This is a genomic window from Duganella sp. CT11-25 (assembly GCF_047302815.1).
Classification (GTDB): Bacteria; Pseudomonadota; Gammaproteobacteria; order Burkholderiales; family Burkholderiaceae_D; genus Rugamonas.
Genome location: NZ_JBKBFD010000001.1, coordinates 4,802,380 through 4,825,778 on the forward strand (window position 1 = coordinate 4,802,380; position 23,399 = coordinate 4,825,778).

The 23,399-nt window shown below is 62.5% G+C and carries 21 protein-coding genes, 1 pseudogene and 1 riboswitch; of the genes and pseudogenes, 11 read left to right on the forward strand and 11 right to left on the reverse strand.

From position 1 onward, the window contains the following. Positions 1-83: 83 nt before the first annotated feature. A complete protein-coding gene (locus ACEN9F_RS20580; protein WP_413422826.1) occupies positions 84-2,243 on the forward strand; it encodes a CehA/McbA family metallohydrolase in 2,160 nt (719 codons plus the stop codon). Between the two features lie 15 nt (positions 2,244-2,258). Here ACEN9F_RS20580 and ACEN9F_RS20585 read toward each other — a convergent pair whose 3' ends face one another. Beyond that, the gene (locus ACEN9F_RS20585) at positions 2,259-2,558 is read right to left on the reverse strand and encodes a PEP-CTERM sorting domain-containing protein (protein ID WP_413422828.1); all 300 of its coding nucleotides are present in this window, start codon (positions 2,556-2,558) and stop codon (positions 2,259-2,261) included. Positions 2,559-2,656: 98 nt separating this feature from the next. Beyond that, positions 2,657-3,232 carry a TMEM165/GDT1 family protein gene (locus ACEN9F_RS20590; RefSeq protein WP_413422830.1) on the reverse strand — a complete coding sequence of 192 codons (576 nt, stop codon included), beginning with the start codon at positions 3,230-3,232 and terminating at the stop codon, positions 2,657-2,659. A 16-nt stretch (positions 3,233-3,248) separates the two neighbouring features. After that, a riboswitch (yybP-ykoY riboswitch) is annotated at positions 3,249-3,428 on the reverse strand. 91 nt (positions 3,429-3,519) lie between these two features. On the opposite strand from ACEN9F_RS20590, the gene ACEN9F_RS20595 reads away from it, so the two are divergent. Together ACEN9F_RS20595 and ACEN9F_RS20600 are read left to right on the forward strand one after the other, a co-directional pair. Next, entirely contained in the window at positions 3,520-5,361 is a 1,842-nt protein-coding gene (locus ACEN9F_RS20595) for a M1 family metallopeptidase (RefSeq protein ID WP_413422833.1), read from the forward strand. After that, positions 5,361-6,983, forward strand: a complete 1,623-nt coding sequence (locus tag ACEN9F_RS20600) for a serine hydrolase (protein WP_413422835.1) — start codon at positions 5,361-5,363, stop codon at positions 6,981-6,983. Before ACEN9F_RS20595 ends, ACEN9F_RS20600 begins: the two co-directional genes overlap by 1 nt. Here ACEN9F_RS20600 and ACEN9F_RS20605 read toward each other — a convergent pair. The 6 genes and pseudogenes from ACEN9F_RS20605 to dnaA form a co-directional block, all read right to left on the reverse strand. After that, entirely contained in the window at positions 6,955-7,320 is a 366-nt protein-coding gene (locus ACEN9F_RS20605; protein WP_413422836.1) for a nucleotidyltransferase domain-containing protein, read from the reverse strand. The genes ACEN9F_RS20600 and ACEN9F_RS20605 overlap by 29 nt on opposite strands. After that, a pseudogene (locus tag ACEN9F_RS20610) lies at positions 7,308-7,621 on the reverse strand (HI0074 family nucleotidyltransferase substrate-binding subunit). The gene ACEN9F_RS20605 and the pseudogene ACEN9F_RS20610 overlap by 13 nt, the downstream one beginning before the upstream one ends. Before the next feature lie 11 nt (positions 7,622-7,632). Next, complete coding sequence (locus tag ACEN9F_RS20615; protein WP_413422838.1) at positions 7,633-8,124, reverse strand: helix-turn-helix domain-containing protein; 492 nt, start codon at positions 8,122-8,124, stop codon at positions 7,633-7,635. A 277-nt stretch (positions 8,125-8,401) separates the two neighbouring features. After that, positions 8,402-10,906 (reverse strand): DNA topoisomerase (ATP-hydrolyzing) subunit B, encoded by a 2,505-nt coding sequence (gene gyrB / locus ACEN9F_RS20620; protein ID WP_413422840.1) that lies wholly within the window; start codon positions 10,904-10,906, stop codon positions 8,402-8,404. Positions 10,907-11,050: 144 nt separating this feature from the next. Next, positions 11,051-12,157, reverse strand: a complete 1,107-nt coding sequence (dnaN, locus tag ACEN9F_RS20625) for a DNA polymerase III subunit beta (RefSeq protein WP_413422842.1) — start codon at positions 12,155-12,157, stop codon at positions 11,051-11,053. Positions 12,158-12,272: 115 nt separating this feature from the next. Next, positions 12,273-13,670 carry a chromosomal replication initiator protein DnaA gene (gene dnaA / locus ACEN9F_RS20630; RefSeq protein ID WP_413422844.1) on the reverse strand — a complete coding sequence of 466 codons (1,398 nt, stop codon included), beginning with the start codon at positions 13,668-13,670 and terminating at the stop codon, positions 12,273-12,275. A gap of 387 nt (positions 13,671-14,057) precedes the next feature. On the opposite strand from dnaA, the gene rpmH reads away from it, so the two are divergent. The 6 genes from rpmH (at position 14,058) to ACEN9F_RS20660 (ending at position 20,273) form a co-directional block, all read left to right on the forward strand. After that, positions 14,058-14,192 carry a 50S ribosomal protein L34 gene (gene rpmH, locus ACEN9F_RS20635; RefSeq protein ID WP_010401996.1) on the forward strand — a complete coding sequence of 45 codons (135 nt, stop codon included), beginning with the start codon at positions 14,058-14,060 and terminating at the stop codon, positions 14,190-14,192. Between the two features lie 36 nt (positions 14,193-14,228). Continuing rightward, positions 14,229-14,678, forward strand: coding sequence for a ribonuclease P protein component (gene rnpA, locus ACEN9F_RS20640; protein WP_413427123.1), 450 nt, complete (start codon positions 14,229-14,231; stop codon positions 14,676-14,678). After that, positions 14,675-14,935, forward strand: a complete 261-nt coding sequence (gene yidD / locus ACEN9F_RS20645) for a membrane protein insertion efficiency factor YidD (protein ID WP_413422848.1) — start codon at positions 14,675-14,677, stop codon at positions 14,933-14,935. Before rnpA ends, yidD begins: the two co-directional genes overlap by 4 nt. A 10-nt stretch (positions 14,936-14,945) precedes the next feature. Then, on the forward strand, positions 14,946-16,703 hold the full coding sequence (yidC, locus tag ACEN9F_RS20650; protein WP_413422850.1) for a membrane protein insertase YidC: 1,758 nt from the start codon (positions 14,946-14,948) through the stop codon (positions 16,701-16,703). A 72-nt stretch (positions 16,704-16,775) separates the two neighbouring features. Further along, positions 16,776-18,155: a tRNA uridine-5-carboxymethylaminomethyl(34) synthesis GTPase MnmE gene (mnmE, locus tag ACEN9F_RS20655; protein ID WP_413422852.1), complete on the forward strand. Its 1,380-nt coding sequence runs from the start codon at positions 16,776-16,778 to the stop codon at positions 18,153-18,155. A 216-nt stretch (positions 18,156-18,371) separates the two neighbouring features. Further along, positions 18,372-20,273, forward strand: coding sequence for a PAS domain S-box protein (locus ACEN9F_RS20660; protein ID WP_413422853.1), 1,902 nt, complete (start codon positions 18,372-18,374; stop codon positions 20,271-20,273). 3 nt (positions 20,274-20,276) lie between these two features. Here the strand turns inward: ACEN9F_RS20660 and ACEN9F_RS20665 are convergent, their stop codons facing one another. Together ACEN9F_RS20665 and ACEN9F_RS20670 are read right to left on the reverse strand one after the other, a co-directional pair. After that, entirely contained in the window at positions 20,277-21,215 is a 939-nt protein-coding gene (locus ACEN9F_RS20665; RefSeq protein ID WP_413422855.1) for an SMP-30/gluconolactonase/LRE family protein, read from the reverse strand. Next, a complete protein-coding gene (locus ACEN9F_RS20670; protein ID WP_413422858.1) occupies positions 21,202-22,200 on the reverse strand; it encodes a diguanylate cyclase domain-containing protein in 999 nt (332 codons plus the stop codon). The genes ACEN9F_RS20665 and ACEN9F_RS20670 overlap by 14 nt, the downstream gene beginning before the upstream one ends. Positions 22,201-22,247: 47 nt before the next feature. On the opposite strand from ACEN9F_RS20670, the gene ACEN9F_RS20675 reads away from it, so the two are divergent. Together ACEN9F_RS20675 and ACEN9F_RS20680 are read left to right on the forward strand one after the other, a co-directional pair. Continuing rightward, positions 22,248-22,484 (forward strand): hypothetical protein, encoded by a 237-nt coding sequence (locus tag ACEN9F_RS20675; RefSeq protein ID WP_413422860.1) that lies wholly within the window; start codon positions 22,248-22,250, stop codon positions 22,482-22,484. 41 nt (positions 22,485-22,525) lie between these two features. Next, positions 22,526-22,738: a hypothetical protein gene (locus ACEN9F_RS20680; protein WP_413422862.1), complete on the forward strand. Its 213-nt coding sequence runs from the start codon at positions 22,526-22,528 to the stop codon at positions 22,736-22,738. Positions 22,739-22,744: 6 nt separating this feature from the next. Here ACEN9F_RS20680 and ACEN9F_RS20685 read toward each other — a convergent pair whose 3' ends face one another. Continuing rightward, positions 22,745-23,356 carry an Hpt domain-containing protein gene (locus ACEN9F_RS20685; protein ID WP_413422864.1) on the reverse strand — a complete coding sequence of 204 codons (612 nt, stop codon included), beginning with the start codon at positions 23,354-23,356 and terminating at the stop codon, positions 22,745-22,747. Between the last annotated feature and the right edge of the window lie 43 nt (positions 23,357-23,399).

Below are 23,399 nucleotides of genomic sequence, written 5' to 3' on the forward strand. Positions count from 1 at the left end.
ATAATCGTATTTGTTTGTCATCTTCCTGTCATGCATAGTTGCCAAGATTGGCATTCCCAACCGCAGAGAGAGGAGAGAAAACAATGAACAAATCTAAGTTGCTGTCCCGGCTTGCGATGGCGTTAATGTTGTCCTCCGGGGTCACCAGCGTGGCCCATGCGTCCAAGGCCGATCACCATGAATTCGAGGCGACGCTGCACGCGCCGTTCACCGCCGACGCCAGCGGCGGCCAGGATCGTCCCGAGGCACGTACCTTCAAGCTGGCGTTCGATTTTCCGCTGCTGGAGAGCGAGCAGGATGTGAACTGGCGGCTGGAACTGGTCAGCCCGGACGGCGTGGTGGTGCAGCAGTGGCAGGGTGTGCAGCGCATCGGCGGCAAGCCGGTCGATGTCGCCATCGCCTGGGACGGCCGCGCCAACGGCTTGATCCTGAGCGACGGCGTGTACCAGGCGCGCATGCGCGCCGTGACCGGCGACGAGGCCATCGAGCAAAGCTGGGACATCTCCGTGGGCCAGGCGCAGGCGCAGCCCATGCCCGCCTTCAAGGCGCTGCCGACGTCGCACCCAGTGGCGCGCGCGGCGCGTACCGACGGCAGGGTGGTGCAGGGTGCGGTGGCGGCGACGGCATCGCTGCCGTACACCGTCTACCTCGGCAACCTGCACAGCCAGACCAATCACAGCGACGGCGGCGGTCCGCTGGCCAGCTGCACCGGCGCGCAGAATCCGCAAAGCGCGGCGCTCGGCCCGGCCGACGCCTATGCCTACGCGCAGGGCAGGGGCCTCGATTTCCTGATGGCGTCCGAGCACAATCACATGTACGACGGTTCCGACAGCACCAACGCCTCGGCCGATCCTGCCGTCGCCAAGGCGCTGTTCCAGTCCGGCCTGACCGCGGCCGCGAACTACAACAGCGCCCACCCCGGCTTCCTGGGGATGTATGGCCTGGAGTGGGGCGTCATCAACAACGGCGGCCATATGAACATCTTCAACACCACCGAGCTGCTGGGCTGGGAGAGCAACAGCAGCGGCCAGCTGATCGCCGACACGCTGACGCCGAAGAACGACTATGCCGCCGTGTACACGCTGATGCGCCAGCGCGGCTGGGTGGGCCAGTTCAATCATCCGGAAACCTCCGGCCAGTTCCTGGTCAACAGCACGCCGTTCGGCTTCACGGCGGACGGCGACCAGGCCATGGCCCTGTGCGAGGTGCTCAACACCTCCGCCTTCTCGACCAACACCAGCGAGACCGAGACCAGCCGCAGCACCTACGAAGGCGCCTGCAACAAGGCGCTGGAGGCGGGCTTCCACGTGGCCTTCTCCACCGACCAGGATAACCACTGCGCCAACTGGGGCGCCTCGTACACCAATCGCACCGGTGTGCTGATCCCGACCGGCACCACGCTGTCGTCAGCCAGCATGATCGCCGCCATCAAGGCGCGCCGCGTGTTCGCGACCATGGACAAGACCTCGCAACTGATCCTGACCGCCAACGGCCATGTGATGGGCGAGCGCTTCACCAACAGCGGCACGCTGAACCTGATCGCCAACTTCGCCAGCAGCAGCGGCAAGACGGTATCGACGGTGAAGATCTACGAGGGTGTACCGGGCCGCAACGGCACGGTGACGCAGCTCTCCACCACCGCCAGCACCACGCTCACGCCTGCAGTCGGCGAGCACTTTTACTACGCCAAGCTGACGCAGAACGACGGCAATATCCTGTGGTCGGCGCCGATCTGGGTCACGCAGACCAGCGGCGGCGGCACCACGCCGCCGGTGGCGACGGAGCTGATCGTCAATGGTGGATTCGAATCGGGCGCCGCGTCATGGACGGCGACGTCCGGCGTGATCTCATCGGATGCGAGCCAGGCGGGGCATGGCGGCACCTACAAGGCATGGCTGGACGGCTACGGCAGCGCGCATACCGATACGCTGTACCAAGCGGTGACGATCCCGTCGTCCGCCGCCAGCGCCAATCTGTCGTTCTGGCTGAAGGTGGTCTCCAGCGAAACCACGACCACCACCGCCTACGACACGCTGAAGGTGCAGGTGCGCAGCACGGCCAACGCGGTGTTGGCCACGCTGGGCACCTACTCGAACCTGAACAAGGGCAGCGCCTACGTGCAGAAGAGTTTCGACCTGTCGGCCTACAAGGGCCAGACGGTGCGCATCTACTTTGAAGGGGTGGAAGGATCGACGGTAGCGACGTCCTTCCTGATCGATGACGTTAGTCTGATCGCGCAGTAAGCCTGAGGCTTACGCTTACTTGGTCCAGGGCTTGGACGGCGTGGCGCCGCGTCGGCCAAGCGCTAGCAACATCGCCAGGCCAAGCAGCATGAGTTTGTAGTGGATGGGTTCCGGCACGGGCGACGGTGCCGGGGCGTTTGCCGCAGGACGGGACATGGCCTGTGCCTGCGTGGGGGCAGACCGTACGGCGGCCTGCTGATATGGGGACGATGCCTGCACATGGGTTACCGCGGTGATCACGGCAGGGCTGGCGTGAACGTTCAACATGGCGGCGGCGCACAATGCCAGCGCCGCCAATTTGCTCATCAATGCCATATAACCTCGCAATCTGTATCCAAAGAACAATAATAATATATTGTTAATGTTGATTGGTCGGTGCGGCAACGCACAGAAAAAATGTAAATTTTCGGGCGTTACATACCCAGTTTTTCGCCTGCGCCCAGCAGCGTAGCCACTCCCAGCACGGCAAATATAAATGCTGCAATGCCATGTACGAGCTTGAGCGGGACCCGGTTGGCGATCTTGTCGCCCAGGTAAACCGCCGGCACATTGGCCAGCATCATGCCGAAGGTGGTGCCGCAGACCACGGCCACCAGGCTGTCGTAGCGGGCCGCCAGCGCCACCGTGGCGACCTGGGTCTTGTCGCCCATCTCGGCGATGAAGAAGGCGATCAGCGTGGTCAGGAACACGCCGTATTTGGCCAGCGGGACGTCGTCATCGTCGATCTTGTCCGGCACCAGCGTCCACGCGGCCATTGCGATGAAGGACGCGCCCAGCACCCAGCGCAGCACATTGGGCCCGAGCAGGCTGGTGATCCAGGTGCCGATGGCGGCCGCAAACGCATGGTTGGCGATGGTGGCGACGAAAATCGCGGCGATGATGGGCAGCGGGCGGCGGAACTTGGCGGCCAGGACGAAGGCGAGCAGCTGGGTTTTGTCGCCGATTTCAGCGAGAGCGACGATGCCTGTGGAGACGAGGAAAGCTTCCATTGGGTTTGTATGAAGTACGCGGGCCGGAACGATTAACCAATGATCCAAGCGCGGCTCCGGCCCAGAATGGCCGCGCTGTGATCATGGTCTCGTCAAGTTTTTCAACCACCTGCACCACGGTCTGCGGACCGATTATGTTGACACAGGTTCTCGCGCCAGGGATGACGCAAGCCGACTACTCCCCAATTTCAGGCGGCATCATATCATAGGTTAGCCGCTGTACACATCGCAGATACATGGCTATGCTATTCTGCTTCGCGCCTGTGCAATTCATAGAAAAGATCACCATGCCTATCAAGAAGACCATGTCCGCGCTCGTGCTATCCGCACTGATGTCGCTTGCCGCCCACGCCGACCCGTTGAGCTACGCCCGCTACGACCAGGTGCGCACCAGCGACCTGTATCTGGACCTGAAGGCCGACTTCGGCCACAAGACCCTGGGCGGCTACGCCGAACTGACGCTGAACTGGATCGACAAGTCGGCCCGCACGCTGGTGCTGGACACGAATGAGCTGAGCATCTCCAAGGTGCAGGTGCAGAACCCCGCCGGCCGCTGGGTCGCCGCCTCCTTCATGCTCGACAAGCTGGATGTGGAAAAGGGCCGCGCGCTGCGCATCGCCCTGCCGTTCCAGCCGCAGAAGGTGCGCGTGTACTACCGCACCGCGCCGTCCGCCGCCGCGCTGCAATGGATGTCGCCGGAGCAGACCATGTCCGGCAAGCGGCCGTTCATGTTCAGCCAGTCGGAAGACATCCACGCCCGCTCGTGGGCGCCGGTGCAGGACACGCCCGCCGTGCGCTTCACCTACAGCGCCCGCATCGACGCGCCGGCCGGCCTGCGCGTGGTGATGAGCGCCGAGAACGACCAGAACGCCACCGGTGCCGGCGGCTGGAAATTCAAGATGGCGCAGCCGATTCCATCGTACCTGCTGGCGATCGCCATCGGCGAGATCGAAGTGCGCAACCTCGGCCCGCGCTCCTCCGTCTACGCCGAACCCGCGCGCATCGAAGCCGCCGCCAACGAACTGTCCGACACCGAAAAAATGATCTCTGCAGCGGAAAGCCTGTACGGCCCGTATCGCTGGGACCGATACGACATGATCGTGCTGCCGCCGTCGTTCCCGTTCGGCGGCATGGAGAACCCGCGCCTGACCTTCCTCACGCCGACCATGATCGCCGGCGACAAGAGCCTGGTCGACCTGATCGCGCATGAACTGGCGCACTCGTGGTCCGGCAACCTGGTGACCAACGCCTCGTGGAAGCACATGTGGCTCAACGAAGGCTTCACCACCTACGTCACCACCCGCATCGTCGAGAAGCTGTACGGCGAAGAAGTCGCCGAGATGAACCTGCAAGTGGAGCAGGAAGAAGCGATGGCGTCGCTGCCCGCCATCCCGCCGGCCAAGCAGGTACTGGCCACGCGCGGCGCGGACAACGATCCGAAAGCCTACTCCGACGGCGGCCTGATTTATCCGAAGGGCGCATGGTTGCTGCGCACGCTGGAGCAGCGCGCCGGACGCGAAGTGTTCGATCCGTTCCTGCGCGGCTGGTTCGACTCGCACGCCTTCAAGTCGGCCACCACCGACGAATTCGTCGACTACCTGAAAAAGAACCTGCTGGACGCGCATCCTGAATACATGGCGCCGGCCGAGCTGGAAGAATGGCTGTACGGTCCTGGCATTCCAGCCACCGCCAAGCACGCGGCCTCGCCGCGCCTGGCCGCGCTGGACGAGCAGCGCACCGCATGGCTCAAGGGCGAGCTGCCGACCGCTGGTCTGAACGGCAAGAACTGGATCGCACTGGAGTGGATGCACTTCCTGAACGACATCGACGGCAAGGCCAACGCCACGCAGATGGCGGAGCTGGACCAGGCATTCGGCCTGGCCAAGAGCGGCAACAACGAAATCGCGTTCCGCTTCTACCTGGGCGCCGTCAAGGCAGGCTACAACGTGCGCGAACCGCTCAACACCTTCCTGATGAGCGTAGGCCGCCAGAAGTTCGTCGTGCCGCTGTACACCGCGCTGCTGAAGAACCCGGCCGACAAGGACTGGGCCAAAGCCGTCTATGCCAAGGCGCGCACGCACTATCACCCTGTAACGCAGGCATCGGTCGACAAACAGTTTAAAAAATAATGACATTTTCCCGCACTTTTGTATCGGCCGCGCTGGCGCTGGCCTTCATCGGCACGGAGGTCGGCGCAACCATTGCAGCACCTGCCGCCGCCCCTGTCGCCGTCATCTCGCCAGCCTCCGCCGCCCCCGCGTTTAACCTGGACGCCGACGTCAACCGCGTCCTGAAGGCCTTCGACGTGCCCGGCATCGCCATCGCCATCGTCAAGGACGGCAAGGTCGTCGTCGCCAAGGGCTACGGCGTGTGCAAGCTGGGCGACCCGAAACCGGTCGACGGCAAGACGCTGTTTGAAGTCGCCTCCAATTCCAAGGCCTTCACGGCCGCCGCGCTGGCGATGCTGGTCGACGAAGGCAAGATCGCCTGGGACGATCCGGTCACCAAGCACCTGCCGGGCTTCCAGATGCACGACTCCTACGTCACCGGCGCCATGACCGTACGCGACCTGCTCACGCACCGCAGCGGCCTTGGCCTGGGCGCGGGCGACCTGCTGTGGTGGCCGAGCACCAACTTCAGCACCGACGAAATCATCACCCAACTGCGCCACGTCAAGCCGGCCACCAGCTTCCGCGCCAGCTACGCGTACGACAACCTGCTCTACATCGTCGCCGGCAAGATCATCGCCGAGAAGACCGGCAAGCCATGGGGCGCGGCCATCCACGACCGCATCCTCGCGCCGCTGGGCATGAGCGGCACCAAGACCAGCGTCGCCGACATGCTGGCCACGGACGACTACTCCGCACCGCACAGCAAGATCAACGACAAGGCCGCCGTGGTCAAGCCGATGCCGGTACCGAACGCGGTCGGCGCGGTCGGCATCAACACCAACGCCGAAGACATCGCGCGCTGGATGAACGTGCTGCTCAACCAGGGCAAGATGGAAAACGGCACACAGCTGATCAGCGCCAAGCAGGCGGCGGAACTGTGGACCGAGCAGACGCCGATGCGTATCCGCGAACCGAAGCCGGGCCTGGAAGCGACCAAGCCGAACTTCTACGCCTATGGCCTCGGCTTCAACCTGCGCGACTACAAAGGCCGCAAGATCGCCATGCACGGCGGCGCGCTGCAGGGCTTCTACTCGACGGTGCTGATGGTGCCGGAAGAGAAGCTCGGCATCGCCATCCTCACCAACGCCGAGAACAGCCCGGCGATGGCGTCGATCTACTACCGCATCCTGGATCAGTACCTGAGCGTGGCGCCGCGCGACTGGATCAAGCTGTACGCCGACCAGGAAGCGGCGGCGCACAAGGAAGAGCTGGAGCGGCAGGGCAAAGAGGTAGCGGCGCGCGCCGCCAAATCTTCGCCATCGCTGCCGCTGGCGGCCTACGACGGCGAGTATGAGGACGCGTGGTACGGCAAGGTCACGATCCGCGCGGAAGGCAAGAAGCGCATCATGCGCTTCACGCGCACGTCGGACCTGACGGGAGAGCTGGAGCACTTCCAGCACGACACCTTCATCGTCCGCTGGAAGGAGCGCAACTTCAACGCCGACGCCTACGTCAGCTTTGCGCTCAATCCCGACGGCAGCATCGAGCGCATGAAGATGGCGCCGATTTCGACCGAGACGGACTTCAGCTATGACTTCAAGGATCTAACCTTCACACCTGTGAAGGCGGCGGTGAAGTAGAGGAGTTTGTTGCAGCCTGGTACAGCGTAATCCCATCAGCCAGCATGTTGTGCTTCAACTGCTGGTCGGCGACTTCGTGATGCAGCGACACGTCCAATCTGAAGATGATGGGCAAATCGTCGAGCGCCATCCATAGCTTTGAAAACTCGTGCGTCTCCATCATCGGAGCCAGTACTGCCAAATCGATATCCGAGCCAGGGCGGAAGTCCCCGTGTGCACGCGAACCGTAGATCAGCACACGATCGATGTCGGCAAACTGCGAAAATACCTCACGCAGATCATTCAGAATCTCCGCGCTCAGGCCGAACGTCAATGTATTCTTGGCTAAAGCTCCCATATGTGTGCCTTTTCCGCCAGTGCACGGAATAATTGGATCCCGTTGTTTTTGATAAAGCGATAAACCTGCACCGCTTTGGCTTCATCGTAAGTGTGACTGGTGAGATTGCGCATCCGGTGTAACTGGCTCCAGACATTGCCATCGGCCAGCAGGCCTTGTTCAAGCGCCGCATTCAGAGTGCGTTCAGGACTGTGATGTCCTTGGTCTCCAGCCAAAGCTTGAGTGCCTTCCACGCCAGCTCATAGGTGAATTCAAAACGTTGAATCGTTGTGTCGCGCATGAAGGAATCTTCGGGCTGCATGAGCGCTTCTTTCACCTACCGGGGCGAGTACGAGGTCGAGTGGTACAGACCCAGTCACGGTCCGCGCGGAAGTCCGGAAGCGTATCATTAGCTACGCGCACCGGGGACCTGACGGTAGCAATGGCTGCGATATCTGTTCGTTTGCTCGATGAATTGACCCACTCAGTTTGACCCGCCTTCCACTGCCTGGCAAACGCTGCCACGCGATCGTAGGATCCTTCATATCCCAGCTCCTTCAGGTCCGCGTGGATCTGTTTCAAACTACGGCGCTGCTTACGCGGCTTGCCCGTCTCGGCCTTGAGCCATCCTGATAACTGCACGGAATATTTATCCAGCCCGCTCGCTATACGGCGTTCCGCATAGCTAGGCTCGGTGGTCTCCGAACGCAAGTAGCGCCGGACGGTGTTACGTGAGATGCCCAGCCTTCTGGCAATCTCCCGTAGGGGAATCTGGTCACGAATGTGCCAGCGTCGAATTATGCCTAGTAACGCCACGTTGATCACTCCGTTCTCCTGCCGATGAGACAGGTCGAATTGTGCTCTTCACGTGGGTCAGATTCAGTTGCAAATTACTGGGGAAAGTGGGTCAATTTTCGGTGCAAATCAACAGGTTGGGTTCTGATTGCACTCACTGGAGTGTCGAGCTGGCGAAAGATCTTAAGTTGTTCTTGCTTTAACCGAATGAAAAAAAAGGCTCCTAGGAGCCTTTTTTTCATTACTTGGACAATTTCCTTACCAATCTGTCACAGTTTTCTTTGCGGTATCGACAGACACTGTAAACTCAAACGTCGATGTTGCCAGCACGCAGCGCGTTGTTCTCAATGAACGCTCGGCGAGGCTCCACATCATCACCCATCAGCGTCGTAAAGATCTGATCCGCAGCAATCGCGTCCTCGATCTGCACCTTCAGCAAGCGGCGCACGGTCGGATCCATGGTGGTTTCCCACAGCTGCTCCGGATTCATCTCGCCCAGACCTTTGTAGCGCTGCTTGGATACCACACGCTCCGCCTCATCACGCAGCCACTGCATCGCCTGGTGGAAGTCGACCACGGCCGATTCCTTGGTACGATCGCCTTCGCCGCGGCGCACGTACGCGCCTTCGCCGATCAGACCCTTGAACGTGGCTGCCGCGCTGGCCAGGACGTTGTAGTCCGCGCCCTGCACGAAGTCGGCGTCGATCGCGCTGACCTTGATGTTGCCGTGGTGCATACGCTCGATGCGCAGCGCGTGCTTCTCGGACAGCTCGTCCGAAATCACCGTGACCTTGACCGCGATGTCGTTGATCTCGGCCACCAGCGCGCGGGCCGATGCCTCGGCCTGCTCTTGCGTGTCCAGGTTCAGGGTCACGCCGGTCATGATGGCGGTCAGCGCGGCGCGGTCGATCACGCGCGTCAGGCGCGTCATGATGACGTTGGCCAGGTTGAACTGGCGTACCAGTTCGCCCAGCGGCTCGCCGACGATCGGATCGGCGCCTTCGCGCGGCATCAGCGCGGCGGTGTTGAGCGCCACGTTCATCATGTAGCTGGCTTCTTCCGCGTCATCCTTCAGGTAGCGCTCGTCGCGGCCGGCCTTGACCTTGTACAGCGGCGGTTGCGCGATGTAGATGTGGCCGCGCTCGACCAGCTGTGGCATCTGGCGGTAGAACAGCGTCAGCAGCAGCGTGCGGATGTGGGCGCCGTCGACGTCCGCATCGGTCATGATGATGATGCGGTGGTAGCGCAGCTTTTCGACGTTGAATTCGTCCGGGCCGATCGAGGTGCCCAGCGTGGCGATCAGCGTGGTGATCTGTTCCGACGACAGCATCTTTTCGAAGCGCGCCTTTTCCACGTTCAGCACCTTGCCGCGCAGCGGCAGGATGGCCTGGAACTTGCGGTCGCGGCCCTGCTTGGCGGAGCCGCCTGCGGAGTCACCCTCGACGATGTACAGTTCGCACAGCGCCGGGTCTTTTTCCTGGCAGTCGGCCAGCTTGGCCGACAGGCCCAGGCCGTCCATGACGCCTTTGCGGCGGGTCAGGTCGCGGGCCTTGCGGGCCGCTTCGCGCGCGCGCGCCGCTTCGACGATCTTGCCGCAGATGATCTTGGCGTCGTTCGGTTTTTCCTGCAGGTAGTCCGACAGCGTCTTGGCGACGATCTCTTCGACCGGGCCGCGCACTTCCGACGAGACCAGCTTGTCCTTGGTCTGCGACGAGAACTTCGGCTCCGGCACCTTGACCGACAGCACGCAGGTCAGGCCTTCGCGCATGTCGTCGCCGGAGATTTCAACCTTGGCTTTCTTGGCGAATTCCTGCTCGTCGATGTATTTGTTGATGACGCGGGTCATCGCGGCGCGCAGGCCGGTCAGGTGGGTGCCGCCGTCGCGCTGCGGGATGTTGTTGGTGAAGCACAGCACCTGCTCGTTGTAGGCGTCGTTCCATTGCATCGAGACGTCGACCGAGATGTTGGTGCCCTGGTCCGACAGGCGTTCGCCGGTGGCCTGGAACACGGTCGGGTGCAGCACGGTCTTGGCTTTGTTGATGTATTCGACGAAGCCGCGGGTGCCGCCTTCGAACGCGAAGATCTCTTCCTTGCCGTTGCGCTGGTCGGTCAGCTTGATGTTGACGCCGTTATTCAGGAACGACAGTTCGCGGATGCGCTTGGCCAGGATTTCGTAGTGGAATTCGACGTGCGTGAAGATTTCTTCGTCGGCCCAGAAGTGGACGTCGGTGCCGCGCTTGTCGGTTTCGCCGATGACCTTGATCGGCGAGACGGCGAAGCCGTCCTTCTCTTCCAGTTCGCGGTTCTGCGGCACGCCGCGCACGAATTCCATGTAGTGCACTTTGCCGTCGCGGCGGATGGTCAGCTTGAGCAGCTTGGACAGCGCGTTGACGCACGAGACGCCCACGCCGTGCAGGCCGCCCGAGACCTTGTACGAGTTCTGGTCGAACTTGCCGCCGGCGTGCAGTTCGGTCATGACGATCTCGGCGGCGGAGCGCTTCGGATCGTGCTTGTCGTCCATCTTCAGGCCGGTCGGCACGCCGCGGCCGTTGTCGGTGATCGAGATCGAGTTGTCCGAGTGGATCGTGACGTGGATTTCCGTGCAGTGGCCGGCCAGCGATTCGTCGATCGAGTTGTCCAGCACTTCGAACACCAAGTGATGCAGGCCGGTGCCGTCGGAGGTGTCGCCGATGTACATGCCGGGACGCTTGCGGACGGCTTCCAGGCCTTCGAGGATCTGAATGGATGCTGCGCCGTATTCTTCGGTTTTGGCCGGTACTGGTACTGGATTCTCTTCTGGGATGGCGGACATGTGCTGCTTTCTCAATGGGACGAATTACTGGGAAACTTCCCCGTCGTCCCCGCGCAGGCGGGGATCCATGTCGAGTATCTTATGACGCTCAGCATGGATTCCCGCTTGCGCGGGAATGACGGCGACGGTGCTGCTGTTACGATTTTATATGCGCATCGGCATGACGACGTACTTGAAGTCGGCATTGTCCGGGATCGAGATCAGCGCCGACGAGTTCGAATCGCCGAGCGCGACGTTGACCTGGTCGCATTTCAGGTTGTTCAATACATCCAACAGGTAGGTCACGTTGAAGCCGATGTCGACGCTGTCGCCGCCGTAGTCGATTTCCAGTTCTTCGACCGCTTCTTCCTGGTCGGCGTTGGTCGAGCTGATCTTCATGCTGCCCGGGGTGATGATGCAGCGTACGCCCTTGAACTTGTCGCTGGTCATGATGGCGGCGCGTTGCAGCGAACGCAGCAGCTCATCGCGGCCGATCGTGAATTCGTTCTTGTAACCCTTAGGGATCACGCGCGTGTAGTCGGGGAACTTGCCTTCGACCAGCTTCGAGATCAGCTCGATGTCGGCGAAGGTCAGCTTGACCTGGTTGGCGGCGATGTCCAGCTGGACCGTCTCGTCGTTTTCTTCCAGCAGGCGCTGCAGTTCGATGATGGTCTTGCGCGGGATGATGACTTCCTGGCGCTCGAACGATTGCTCGGTCTCGACCTGGCAGAACGCCAGGCGGTGGCCGTCGGTGGCTACGGCGATCACGTTCTTGCCGTCCAGGACCAGCAGCAGGCCGTTCAGGTAGTAGCGGATGTCCTGCTGGGCCATCGAGAAGTGCACCATGTTGAACAGGTGCTTCAGGGTCTTTTGCGGCAGCGTGACGCTGGCGGTGAAGGTCTCGGCCTGCTGCACGGTCGGGAATTCTTCGGCGGCCAGCGTTTGCAGCGCGAAGCGCGATTTGCCGGTCTGTACCGTCAGGCGCTTGTTCAGCAGGGTCATCGTGACGTCGCCCGATTCCGGCAGCGCGCGCAGGATGTCGAGCAGCTTGCGCGCGGCGACGGTGGTGCCGGTCACTTCGCTGCCGGAGCCGATCTCGGCGTTGGTGGTGATCTGGACCTCAGTGTCGGTCGACAGGAAGGATACGCTTTCGCCCTCTTTGCGGATGAGGATATTGGCCAGAATCGGCATAGTGTGCCGACGCTCGACAATACCGCTCACGATCTGCAGTGGCCGGAGAAGGGTATCTCGGGTGGTTTTGACCAATTGCATAGATTGTCCTCAATAGTAAAGATTAAGACGGATTAAACGATATTTTTATAGCAAGTTTGCCTTGTGAGCAGTCGTGCATGGTTGCCTGAATCATAAAGGCAAACCATGCGTCAGGCTAGCCCTTCAGCGTCTGTTCCAGCACGTGCAGTTCGTGGTTGCATTCCGGGTTCTTGGTGCGGTCCAGCGCGATCTTGCGCACGGCGTGCAGCACGGTCGTGTGGTCGCGTCCGCCGAACAGCTCGCCGATCTCCGGCAGGCTCTTCTGCGTCAATTCCTTGGCCAGGTACATGGCGATCTGGCGCGGCCGCGCGATGTTCGCGGGACGGCGCTTCGAGTACATGTCGGCAACCTTGATGTTGAAGAAGTCGGCCACCGTTTTCTGGATGTTTTCCACGGAAATCTGGCGGTTCTGCACCGACAGCAAGTCCTTCAGCGCTTCCTTCACGATATCGATCGTGATGTCCTTGCCGTGGAAGCGCGAGTACGCCAGGATCTTGCGCAGCGCGCCTTCCAGCTCGCGCACGTTGGAGCGCAGGTGCTTGGCCACGAAGAAGGCGACGTCGTCCGAGAAGGTCACGCCTTCCTGCTTGGCTTTCTTCAGCAAAATCGCGACGCGCATTTCCAGCTCGGGCGGTTCGATGGCGACCGTCAGGCCGGAGTCGAAGCGCGAGATCAGGCGGTCGTCCATGCCGGTGATTTCCTTCGGATAGGTATCCGAGGTGATGATGATCTGTTTCTTGGCGGCGATCAGGGCCTCGAACGCATAGAAGAACTCTTCCTGCGTGCGGCTTTTGCCGCCAAAGAATTGAATATCATCGATCAGCAGCATGTCGAGCGAGTGATAGTAGTGCTTGAAATCGTCGAAGCCCTTGCGCTGGTAGGCCGTCACCACGTCGCGCACGTACTGCTCGGCGTGGATGTAGCGGATCTTGGCGCCCGGCTGGTCGGCCATCACCTGGTTGCCGATGGCGTGGATCAAGTGGGTCTTACCCAGGCCGACGCCGCCGTAGAAGAACAGCGGGTTGTACGACACGCCCGGGTTGTTGGCCACTTGAATGGCGGCGGCGCGCGCCAGCTGGTTGGCCTTACCGGTCACGAAGCTGTCGAAGGTCAGGTCGGTGTTGATGCGGCTCTGCTCGCGGCGCGGGGCGGCCGAGGCCGGCAGCTCGGGCACCGACGGCACCGGGTCGTTGGCGCGCACATTGATGTCCGGCACGCCGCCGTTGTATTCCGGCGCCGGCACGACGGCCTTGGCCTTGACCGCCGTCGACATGCGCGGATCGAGCACGAACTGCACTTCGGTCGGCGCCTCCCAGTACTGGCAGGCCAGGGCGGTGATGCGGCTGGCGAACTGGCTCTTGACCCAGTCCAGCTTGAAGCGATTCGGGGCGGCCACACGCAACTTGCCCGCCTCGTAGTCGAGGGGGATGAGCGGTTTAATCCACGCGCTGAATTGTTGCGGCGTCAGTTCCAACTCCAACTGTGCGGAGCAGGTCTGCCAGAAATTTTCCATGAATCTTTATCTATGTTCTTACTGCTAATCAGGGTGGGATAACTTCGAGGTTCTCCACACGTAACGCGCTATTCTACTCTCGACCGCCAAAGTTATCCACAGGCACGACGCTTATTTTTCTCACTTTTGGCGTGGCCCGGGCGGCGGGCGGGGGCAGTCAGTTGTTGACAAGCGGGACCGAAATGCTGATAATTCAGGGTTCCCCGCCCGTATTCCTTGTTTATTCACATGGACGTCAATATGGAGTAAGCGTGGATTTAGCGGGCGATGAGATGGACCCAGCTTGTGCCGGAGCGTTGGCATAGGTGCGCGAAGTGTCATTGGCACCAAAAACTGACGGGGCCACAACCCGATTTTGCATTTTTTTCTGCTTTAAGCGAGACCAACATGAAACGTACTTACCAACCTTCCGTCGTACGCCGCAAGCGTACCCACGGCTTCCGCGCTCGTATGGCTACCCGTGGTGGCCGTGATGTGCTCAACGCACGTCGCGCAAAAGGCCGCAAGCGTCTGGCTGTATAAGCCAACTGCTTGTTAGCTGATCGCGTGGAAAGCTGTATTTCAAGCGGCTCGACAGGCGAAGGTTCACACGACTTCGCGCGCGTTCGGCGTATCGTTAAAACGGATGAATTTTCATCCGTTTTTCGTTTGCGCCCTACGCAAAAAAGCGCGCACTTCGTGCTCTACACCCGTCTGAACGACTTGCCGCATGCGCGGCTGGGCGTCGTGGTGGCCAAGCGCTTTGCGCCGCGCGCCGTGACGCGCAACACGATCAAGCGCGTCACCCGCGAACTGTTCCGCCAGACCGGCCTGCCGGCCATCGATTGCCTGGTGCGCCTGTCCAAGCCGGTCAACAGCAAGGACGGACCCGCCACCACTGCAAAGCTGAAAGCGGCCTTGCGGGTGGAACTGGCACGCATGTTCGCCCAGGCCAAGGCGGCCAAGCTGCACCCGAGGCAGCCTGCGCCCTTGCCTTCGCCGGCGCCGTCACCACATACAGCGCCATGAAAAAAGTTCTCCGCTTCCTGTTGCGTTTCTATCAACTGGCGATCAGCCCGATGATGACGCCGAGCTGCCGGTTTTACCCGAGCTGCTCGAACTACGCGCTGGAAGCGTTGCAAGTCCACGGCGCCGCCAAGGGCAGCCTGCTGGCGCTCAAGCGCGTGTGCCGTTGCCATCCCTGGAATGACGGCGGTGTCGATCCGGTGCCCCCGGCCGGCAAATCGAATTCTTCAACGACCGCTTGCGGTTGCAACCACTCCTGATAAATACCTAATGGATATCAATAAACGTACCATCCTGTGGATCGTGTTTGCCGTGTCGCTGTTCGTTCTTTGGAACAACTGGCAGGTTTCGACTGGGCATCCGTCGATGTTCGCTCCGCAGCCTGCGCCGACGGCCAAGGCGCCTGAGACCAAGAAATCCGATGTGCCGGCCGCTGCCGCCGCAGGCGCCGCCGCCGTGCCTGGCGCCGCCACCGCAGCCGCCGACGCGACCGCCAGCCAGTTCAAGAGCGAGCGCATCACCATCACGACCGATGTGATCCGTGCCGATATCGATACCCAGGGCGGCGTGATCAAGCGCCTGGAGCTGTTGAAGTACAAGGAAAACGGCCATCCGGGCTGGTTCAACGGCTGCTTCGGCCTGTTCGAATCCTGCAAGCCTGGCGACAACAACAAGAACGTCGTGCTGTTCGACGTCGACGCCGCCACCGGCAAGACCTATCTGGCCCAGACCGGCCTGATCGGCGCGCCTAACCTGCCTAACCACATCAGCGGTTTCGTCGCCAAGCCGGGTCCGCGCATGCTGAACGACGGCAACCAGATCCAGCTGGTGCTGGAGTCGGAAGAGGGCGGCGTCAAGCTGACCAAGACCTTCACCTTCAAGCGCGGCGACTACGTGATCGACGTGCGCCACGACGTGACCAACGTCGGCACGGCGCCGGTCAGCCCGACCCTGTACCTGCGCCTGGCGCACGACGGCAACAAGCCGGCCGGCGACTCGTTCTTCAACAGCAGCTACACCGGCCCGACCCTGTACACCGAAGAGAAGCACTACGAGAAGCTGAAATTCGAGACGCTGGAAAAAGAAGCGGTCCAGGCCGCCAAGACCGGCAAGCCGATGCTGCAGGAACACGCGACCAAGGCCGACAACGGCTGGATCGCGATTTCGCAGCACTTCTTCGTCTCGGCCTTCGTGCCGCAGGACAAGCTGGAACGTGAAATCACCACGGAAAAAATCGACACCAACGTGTACGGCATCGGCGTCAAGCAGCCGCTGGGCACGCTGGCGCCGGGCGCCACCGTCAGCAATGACGCCAAGCTGTATTCGGGTCCGCAGGAATCGAAGCTGCTGGAGCCGGTATCGAAGGGCCTGGAGCTGGTCAAGGATTACAACTGGCTGACCGTGATCGCCAAGCCGATGTTCTGGGTGATGGAAAAGATCCACTCGGTGCTGGGCAACTGGGGCTGGACCATCATCGCCTTCACCATCCTGATCAAGCTGCTGTTCTTCCCGCTGTCGGCCGCCGGTTACCGCAGCATGGCCAAGGTCAAGCTGGTCACGCCGAAGATGCAGGCGATCCGCGAGCGCTATAAAGGCGATCCGGCCAAGATGAACCAGGCCACCATGGAACTGTACAAGGCCGAGAAGATCAACCCGCTGGGCGGCTGCCTGCCTATCCTGGTGCAGATGCCGGTCTTCATCGCCCTGTACTGGGTGCTGCAAGCGTCGGTCGAAATCCGCGGCGCGCCGTGGATCGGCTGGATCACCGACCTGGCCCAGCATGACCCTTACTGCATCCTGCCGGTGCTGTATGCGATCTCGATGTACATCACCACCAAGCTGAACCCGGCGCCTGCCGATCCGATGCAAGCGAAGATGATGTTGTTCATGCCGCTGGCGTTCTCGGTCATGTTCTTCTTCTTCCCGTCCGGCCTGGTGCTGTACTGGGTAGTGAACAACGTGCTGTCGATCGCTCAGCAGTATGTGATCTCGAAGAAATTCGCCGTGGCTGAGCCTGCCAAGGCGTAAACGGCTCACGCTGTTGTTGCTTAAAAGCCCGTGTTGATCGCGGGCTTTTTTTATATCCTCTACAATCTCCCTATGAATCTCGACTCTTCCCCTATCGCCGCCATCGCCACAGCACCTGGGCGCGGCGGCATCGGCGTCGTGCGCGCCTCCGGCAAAGACCTGAAACCGCTGATCGCCGCCTTGTTCGGCGCCACCGCATTGCAGCCGCGCCACGCCACCTACATCCCGTTCAAGCAGGCCGACGGCGCCATCATCGACCAGGGCATCGCCATCTGGTTCAAGGGCCCGAACTCGTACACCGGGGAAGACGTGCTGGAACTGCAGGGCCACGGCGGCCCGATCGTGCTGCAACTGCTGCTGGCGCGCGTGCTGGAAGCGGGTGCCGGGATGGGCCTGCGCCTGGCCGAGCCGGGCGAATTCACGCGCCGCGCCTACCTCAACGACAAGCTCGACCTGGCGCAAGCCGAAGCCGTCGCCGACCTGATCGACGCCTCGACCGAAGCGGCCGCCAAGTCCGCGTCGCAATCGCTGTCGGGCGCGTTCTCGAAGACGGTCAACAATCTGGTCGACGGCGTGACGGGCCTGCGCATGCTGGTCGAAGCCACGCTGGACTTCCCGGAAGAAGAGATCGACTTCCTGGAGAAATCCGACGCGCGCGGCCAGCTGGCCGGCATCGTCAGCGCGCTGGAGCAAGTGTTCCGGCAGGCGGCGCAAGGCGCGCTGCTGCGCGAGGGCTTGAACGTGGTGCTGGTCGGACAGCCCAACGTCGGCAAGTCGTCGCTGCTGAACGCGCTCGCCGGCACGGACGTCGCCATCGTCACGCCGATCGCCGGCACCACGCGCGACAAGGTCACCGAGACCATCCAGATCGAAGGCATACCGCTCAACATCATCGACACCGCCGGTATCCGCGCGGCCGACGAATCGGTGGACGTGGTCGAACGCATCGGCATCGAACGTACCTGGGGCGAGGTCGGCAAGGCCGACGTCATCCTGCACCTGCTGGACGCCGACCACGGCCCGTCGCGCGCCGACGAAAACATCGTCGCCGCCTTCCCGGCCGGCGTACCGGTGCTGCGCATCTGGAACAAGATCGACTTATCCGGCCACAAGCCGGCGGTGGACGCGATGGAAGACGCCACGCACGTCTACCTGTCGGCGCACGAGCACATCGGCATCGACCTGCTGCGCGCGGAACTGCTGCGCATCGCCGGCTGGCAGCAGACGGGCGAATCGCTCTACCTGGCGCGCGAACGCCATTTGATCGCGCTGAAGAACGCCGGCGCCCACCTCGCCCGCGCCGGCGAGCACGCCGCGCAAAACGACCAGTCGCTGGACCTGTTCGCCGAAGAACTGCGCCTGGCGCAAGTCCAACTATCGAGCATCACCGGCGCCTTTTCCTCCGACGACCTGCTGGGCGTCATCTTCAGCCGCTTCTGTATCGGCAAATAACTCCGGGGTCAGGTCCAGAACGCGGACACGAGCTCTGCCGTTTGCAGTTGAGCTCGTGTCCGCGTTCTGGACCTGACCCCGTTTTTTGTTCGCAAATACCCCCCCCTTCCTGTCCTGGACACACTTTACGTCCAGAGGGCGGCTTCGTTTCGATTCTGCGGACGGTACAATGGGCTGCTATTTTGGCGTCCACTACGCTGTGCAGAATCGAACCCAATGATCACCGAACCCAAGCAGAATATTGTCGTTGAGGCCGAGCGTCTGCGGCTGTTCATTTCCAGCGTCACCGATTACGCCATCTACATGCTGTCGGCCGAGGGCATCGTCGCCAGCTGGAACGCCGGCGCCCAGCGCTTCAAGGGCTATACGCCCGAGGAAATCATCGGCGAACATTTCTCCCGCTTCTACACCGACGAGGACCGCGCGGCCGGCCGCCCGGCGTTCGCGCTGAATTCGGCGATCAACGAGGGCAAGTTCGAGGACGAGGGCTGGCGCGTGCGCAAGGATGGCACCCGGTTCTGGGCCAGCGTCCTGATCGACCCGATCCGCGACGAGCACGGCGTGCTGCTGGGCTTTACCAAGATCACGCGCGACATCACCGACCGCCGCAAGGCGCAGGAGGAATTGCACGCCAGCGAGGAGCGCTTCCGCCTGCTGGTGCAGGGCGTCACCGACTACGCGATCTATATGCTGTCCACGGACGGCATGGTGACCAACTGGAACGAGGGCGCCCGGCGCATCAAGGGGTATGCCGCGGACGAAGTGGTCGGCTCGCATTTTTCGCGCTTCTATACCGAGGAAGACCAGCGTGCCGGCCTGCCGATGCGGGCGCTGGAGACCGCCCGCATGGCGGGGCGGTTTGAAAGAGAGGGTTGGCGCCTGCGCAAGGGCGGCGAGCGTTTCTGGGCCCATGTGGTCATCGATCCGATCTACGATTCGATGGGCGAACTGATCGGCTATGCCAAGGTGACGCGCGACGTGACCGAACGGCGCAACGCCGAGGAGACGCTGGCGCGCGCCAGGGACGCCTTGCACCAGTCGCAGAAGCTGGAGGCGATCGGCAAGCTGACCGGCGGCATCGCCCACGATTTCAATAACCTGCTGAGCGTGATCGTCAACGGCATCGAGCTGCTGCGCCTCGGCGTCGACCGCGAGAGCCAGCTCAGGGCGATCGCCGGCATGGAACGCGCGGCCGACCGCGGCGCCAACCTGACGCAACAGCTGCTGGCCTTCGCGCGCCAGCAGCCGCTGAAGCCGAGCGTGATGAACCTGAACCGCACGCTGACCGGGTTCGAGGCGGTGCTGCGCCGGGCGATACCCAGCTCGATGCAACTGGACTTGCGCCTTGGGCCGAACGTGCCCGACATCATGGCCGACGTCACGCAGCTTGAGGCCGCCGTGCTCAATCTGGTCGTCAATGCCCGCGACGCGATAGGCACCAACGGCACGATCACCATCACGGTCGATGTCGCCGACGGTATTCCGGATAGCGGGCGTCCGCCCGGCAGCTATGTGCGGCTGCGCGTGCGCGATACCGGCGAGGGCATGACGGAGGAAGTGATCACGCGGGCGGTCGAGCCGTTCTTCACCACCAAGGACGTCGGCAAGGGCACCGGATTGGGACTCAGCCAGGCTTACGGCTTGGCGCAGCAGGCCGAGGGCGACCTGCGCATCCAGTCGACACTGGGCGAGGGGACCGAGATCTCCCTGTATTTCCCGGCGATGGCCTTGGGCGAGGACACCCTCCCGGGCGCCGACGCCATGGAGAAAGTGCTGGTCGTCGATGACCAGCCGGAAGTGCTGGAAGTGGCGGTGCACCTGTTCACCAGCCTCGGATACGAGGTACTGCCGGCGAACAATGGCACGGAGGCGCTGGACCTGATGCATCGCCATCCCGACATCGCCATTTTATTCAGCGACATCGTGATGCCGGGCATGAGCGGCATCGAACTGGCCAGGCAGGCCTCCGCCCACCTGCCGGACATCAAGATCCTGCTGACCTCCGGCTACGCCGCTTCCGCCCTCGAGAAGCATGGCGAGGGGGCGATGCAGTATGGCGTGATCAACAAGCCATACCGCCTGTCGGACATCATCAAGCAGCTGAAAGCGCTGCACTGACGATCAATACGGTGAACCGGTCACGTCCAGGTCCAGCTTCCAGACCGATCCGGCGCCGGTGATGTACAGCGTCTTGCCGTCGGTGCCGCCGAACGCGGCGTTGGTGACGTTGGCGTCCACCTTGATGGTGGCGATCTGCTTGCCGGCCGGCGTGAACACCCGCAGGCGCTGGTCGGTGTGCTCGGTCACGTAGATATTGCCGTGGCAATCGACCGCCATGCCGTCCGGGATGCCGAGCCTGGCCACCAGGTCGTGCCCCTTTTGCGGTTTGCCGCCGACGATCTTGTAGGCGCGCAGCACGCCGTGGTCATCGACCATGCCGTTCACATACAGCACATCGCCCTTCGGCGACAACGACACTCCGTTTGGGTTCTTCAGCGTGTCATCCACCACCGTCACGCCGCCGTCCTTGGCCACGCGGTACACGCGGGTCTTGTCCTGCCCGCCCGGCGCGGCGGTGCGCTGGAAGTCCGGGTCGCTGAAGTACAGCGTGCCGTCGGCGGCCAGCGCCATGTCGTTCGGCGAGTTGAACACGTTGCCGTTGTACTTGCCGACCACGTCGCTGCGCTTGCCGTCCAGCGTGTAGCGCGACACGCTCTTGTACTTGTGCGTGGCCGCCAGGATGTTGCCGTCGGCATCCACCGCCAGGCCGTTGCTGCCGCTGTCCTCGATCACGGTGGTAACGTTTCCGCTTGCATCCAGTTTACGGATCCGCGAAGGGAAGCCAGGCCCGAACGTGAAGTCCGAGAAGTACAGCGCGTCCTTGATCCATACCGGGCCTTCGTACAGGCCGGGCTCTTTGCTGGTGGCGTTGGCGGCGACGATGCGCGTCGCCGCCAGTTCGCCCGACGGCGCTGCGCCCTTGCAGGCGGCGGTTGCGGCGAAGGCCGAAGGCACGGCCAGCACGGCCGCCAAAGTGATGACGAGATTACGCAGTTTCATTGACGCTTTCTTCAGGTTTATGGACGATCACGCAATCGCGACCGGCGTGTTTTGCGGCATACAAACAACTGTCGGCGGCGGCCAGCATGGCGGCGGCGTCGCACAGGCGGTCCTTGTCGAAGCTGGCCACGCCGATGCTCATCGTCACATGCGGGCGCGCGGCGGCCGGCGAGTGGGTGATGGCCAGCGAGGCGATCCTGGCGCGGATGGTTTCGGCGACCTGCGCCGCCTGCTCCTGCGCGGTGTCCGGCAGCACGGCGGCAAACTCTTCGCCGCCGTAGCGCGCCGCGAGGTCGGCCGGGCGCTGCAGCGCGGCGGCGAAGGCCTCCGCCACGTGTATCAGGCAGGCGTCGCCCTGCTGGTGGCCGAAGTGGTCGTTATACGCCTTGAACGAATCGATATCCATCAGCAGCAGCGACAGCTGGCCGTCGTTGCGGATCGCCCGGCGCAGCTCCCGGTCCAGCGCGACGTCGAAGTGGCGGCGGTTGGCGATGCCGGTCAGGCCGTCCACATACGATTGCGCGCGCAGCGCTTCGGCCTGGCCGCGCAGCTGGCGCTCGCGGCCCACGGTGGTGCTGATGTCGCTGACTTCGATCAGGCAGTAGCGCTCCTTGCCTTCGGTGAACGGCGTCACCGATACCGCCTGCTCGATGCGCTCGCCACCCCAGGTGCCGGTCGGATACAGCGGGAAGGGGGACGGGTTCAGCGACGGCGACAGCTGCTGCGGCAGGTTGCTTTGCATGGCGCTGTGCACCGCCTGCTCCAGCCGGTGGCCGCGCAGCTCGGAGAACAGGTCGAACAGTTCGCTGGTATGCACGCGGTGCGCGGACAGGCCGGAGTGGCTGGCCATCCACTGGTTCCACAGGACGATGCGCTGGTTGGCATCGAGTACGATCAAGCCCAGCTTCGCCAGTCCGAGCACGCGGCCCGACAAGTGGGCGTGGCTGGTGGCAGGCAGTTGAGGGGCGAGGGCGTTTTCTTGCATGCGAGCTTTCCTGCAGGGAAAAATTATCGTGACACGATTATAAGCGTTTGACCAACTTGCACCGCACTATCATTCCCGGCTTTTTGATTAAAAAATATTTCCTCATTCGGGAGAGCGGCGTAACTGCCGCCAGACGGGCATTTTTTGCCGGAGGGGCGGATGTAGGCGTCGCGCCGAACCTGCTATTATTGATCGTCGCAAATCATTGTGCGGTTTCAGGCAACGTCGCTGGAAACCTCACTGTATTGAGAATTCTCATGCGTGCGGCAATTCCGCTGAAGTAACCTTGCAACTGACCTGAGCACTGCCTGGAAAGGAGGGGATCGTGGAACCGACACAAGACAGCGTACCGGATGACGGCGCCGGCGTTCCGCCGTCCGCCACCGCCGCCGCGCCCGGCATCGCCGCGCGCGCCCGGCAGGCATTGCCGCCCAAGGGTTCATGCTGGTATTGCGAAAAGCCGCTCGACAATGTGCGCCGCTTTTGCGACAAGGAATGCGCCGACGCCTTCGATGAAGAAAAGGAATACACCCGCTAAGGGGTGTTACGCGGTCGCCGCCTGCAGCGTGGCCAGCGCCGTTTCAAAATCGAACTGGTGCGCCGCTTCCGTCATCTCCTGAAACACCGCCACCCCGAGACTGGCCGCCAGCACCGTGGCCGACTGCTCCAGCACGTCGATCGCCGCGCCGTCGCCTTCTTCCAGCAGCCGCGCCAGGTGCTGCAGCAGCATGCGCGTTTCCGGCACCGGCGAGGCCGGCGCCTGCGTCTGCGCAAGATGGGCCAGCGCCTGTTGCTGTTCGTCCTCCAGCAAGCCGTCGATCACGGGAATCAGGTTGCGCAGCGCCTGCTCCAGCTGGGCCAGCGGCGCCGAATACACGCTGGGCGGACCGGCGCACGCCGCTTCCAGTGCCGTCGCCAGCAGGTACACCTGCTGCGCGCCTATCATGCCGGCCGCACCCTTGAGCGTGTGGACGATGCGCTGCGCATGGCCGGCCTCGCCGGCGGCCAGCGCCTGGCGCGCCTGTCCGGCGCTGTCCGGATAGCGCTGGCGGAAGCGGCCCAGGATCTGCAGGTACAGGGCGTGGTCGCCCATCAGCTGTTGCAAGCCGGTTTCTACCTGCAGGATATGGCCGCCGTCGGGAATGGTCAGTGTCATGCCGATACGATAGCAGACCCGTCGCCGCTGGTAGTTGGCGTCA

Bases quoted from the DNA above. Each gene is read 5' to 3' on its own strand.
- ACEN9F_RS20580 (WP_413422826.1), top strand. From the start codon at position 84: ATGAACAAATCTAAGTTGCTGTCCCGGCTTGCGATGGCGTTAATGTTG.
- ACEN9F_RS20585 (WP_413422828.1), bottom strand. From the start codon at position 2,558: ATGGCATTGATGAGCAAATTGGCGGCGCTGGCATTGTGCGCCGCCGCC.
- ACEN9F_RS20590 (WP_413422830.1), bottom strand. From the start codon at position 3,232: ATGGAAGCTTTCCTCGTCTCCACAGGCATCGTCGCTCTCGCTGAAATC.
- ACEN9F_RS20595 (WP_413422833.1), top strand. From the start codon at position 3,520: ATGCCTATCAAGAAGACCATGTCCGCGCTCGTGCTATCCGCACTGATG.
- ACEN9F_RS20600 (WP_413422835.1), top strand. From the start codon at position 5,361: ATGACATTTTCCCGCACTTTTGTATCGGCCGCGCTGGCGCTGGCCTTC.
- ACEN9F_RS20605 (WP_413422836.1), bottom strand. From the start codon at position 7,320: ATGGGAGCTTTAGCCAAGAATACATTGACGTTCGGCCTGAGCGCGGAG.
- gyrB (WP_413422840.1), bottom strand. From the start codon at position 10,906: ATGTCCGCCATCCCAGAAGAGAATCCAGTACCAGTACCGGCCAAAACC.
- dnaN (WP_413422842.1), bottom strand. From the start codon at position 12,157: ATGCAATTGGTCAAAACCACCCGAGATACCCTTCTCCGGCCACTGCAG.
- dnaA (WP_413422844.1), bottom strand. From the start codon at position 13,670: ATGGAAAATTTCTGGCAGACCTGCTCCGCACAGTTGGAGTTGGAACTG.
- rpmH (WP_010401996.1), top strand. From the start codon at position 14,058: ATGAAACGTACTTACCAACCTTCCGTCGTACGCCGCAAGCGTACCCAC.
- yidD (WP_413422848.1), top strand. From the start codon at position 14,675: ATGAAAAAAGTTCTCCGCTTCCTGTTGCGTTTCTATCAACTGGCGATC.
- yidC (WP_413422850.1), top strand. From the start codon at position 14,946: ATGGATATCAATAAACGTACCATCCTGTGGATCGTGTTTGCCGTGTCG.
- mnmE (WP_413422852.1), top strand. From the start codon at position 16,776: ATGAATCTCGACTCTTCCCCTATCGCCGCCATCGCCACAGCACCTGGG.
- ACEN9F_RS20660 (WP_413422853.1), top strand. From the start codon at position 18,372: ATGATCACCGAACCCAAGCAGAATATTGTCGTTGAGGCCGAGCGTCTG.
- ACEN9F_RS20665 (WP_413422855.1), bottom strand. From the start codon at position 21,215: ATGAAACTGCGTAATCTCGTCATCACTTTGGCGGCCGTGCTGGCCGTG.
- ACEN9F_RS20670 (WP_413422858.1), bottom strand. From the start codon at position 22,200: ATGCAAGAAAACGCCCTCGCCCCTCAACTGCCTGCCACCAGCCACGCC.
- ACEN9F_RS20685 (WP_413422864.1), bottom strand. From the start codon at position 23,356: ATGACACTGACCATTCCCGACGGCGGCCATATCCTGCAGGTAGAAACC.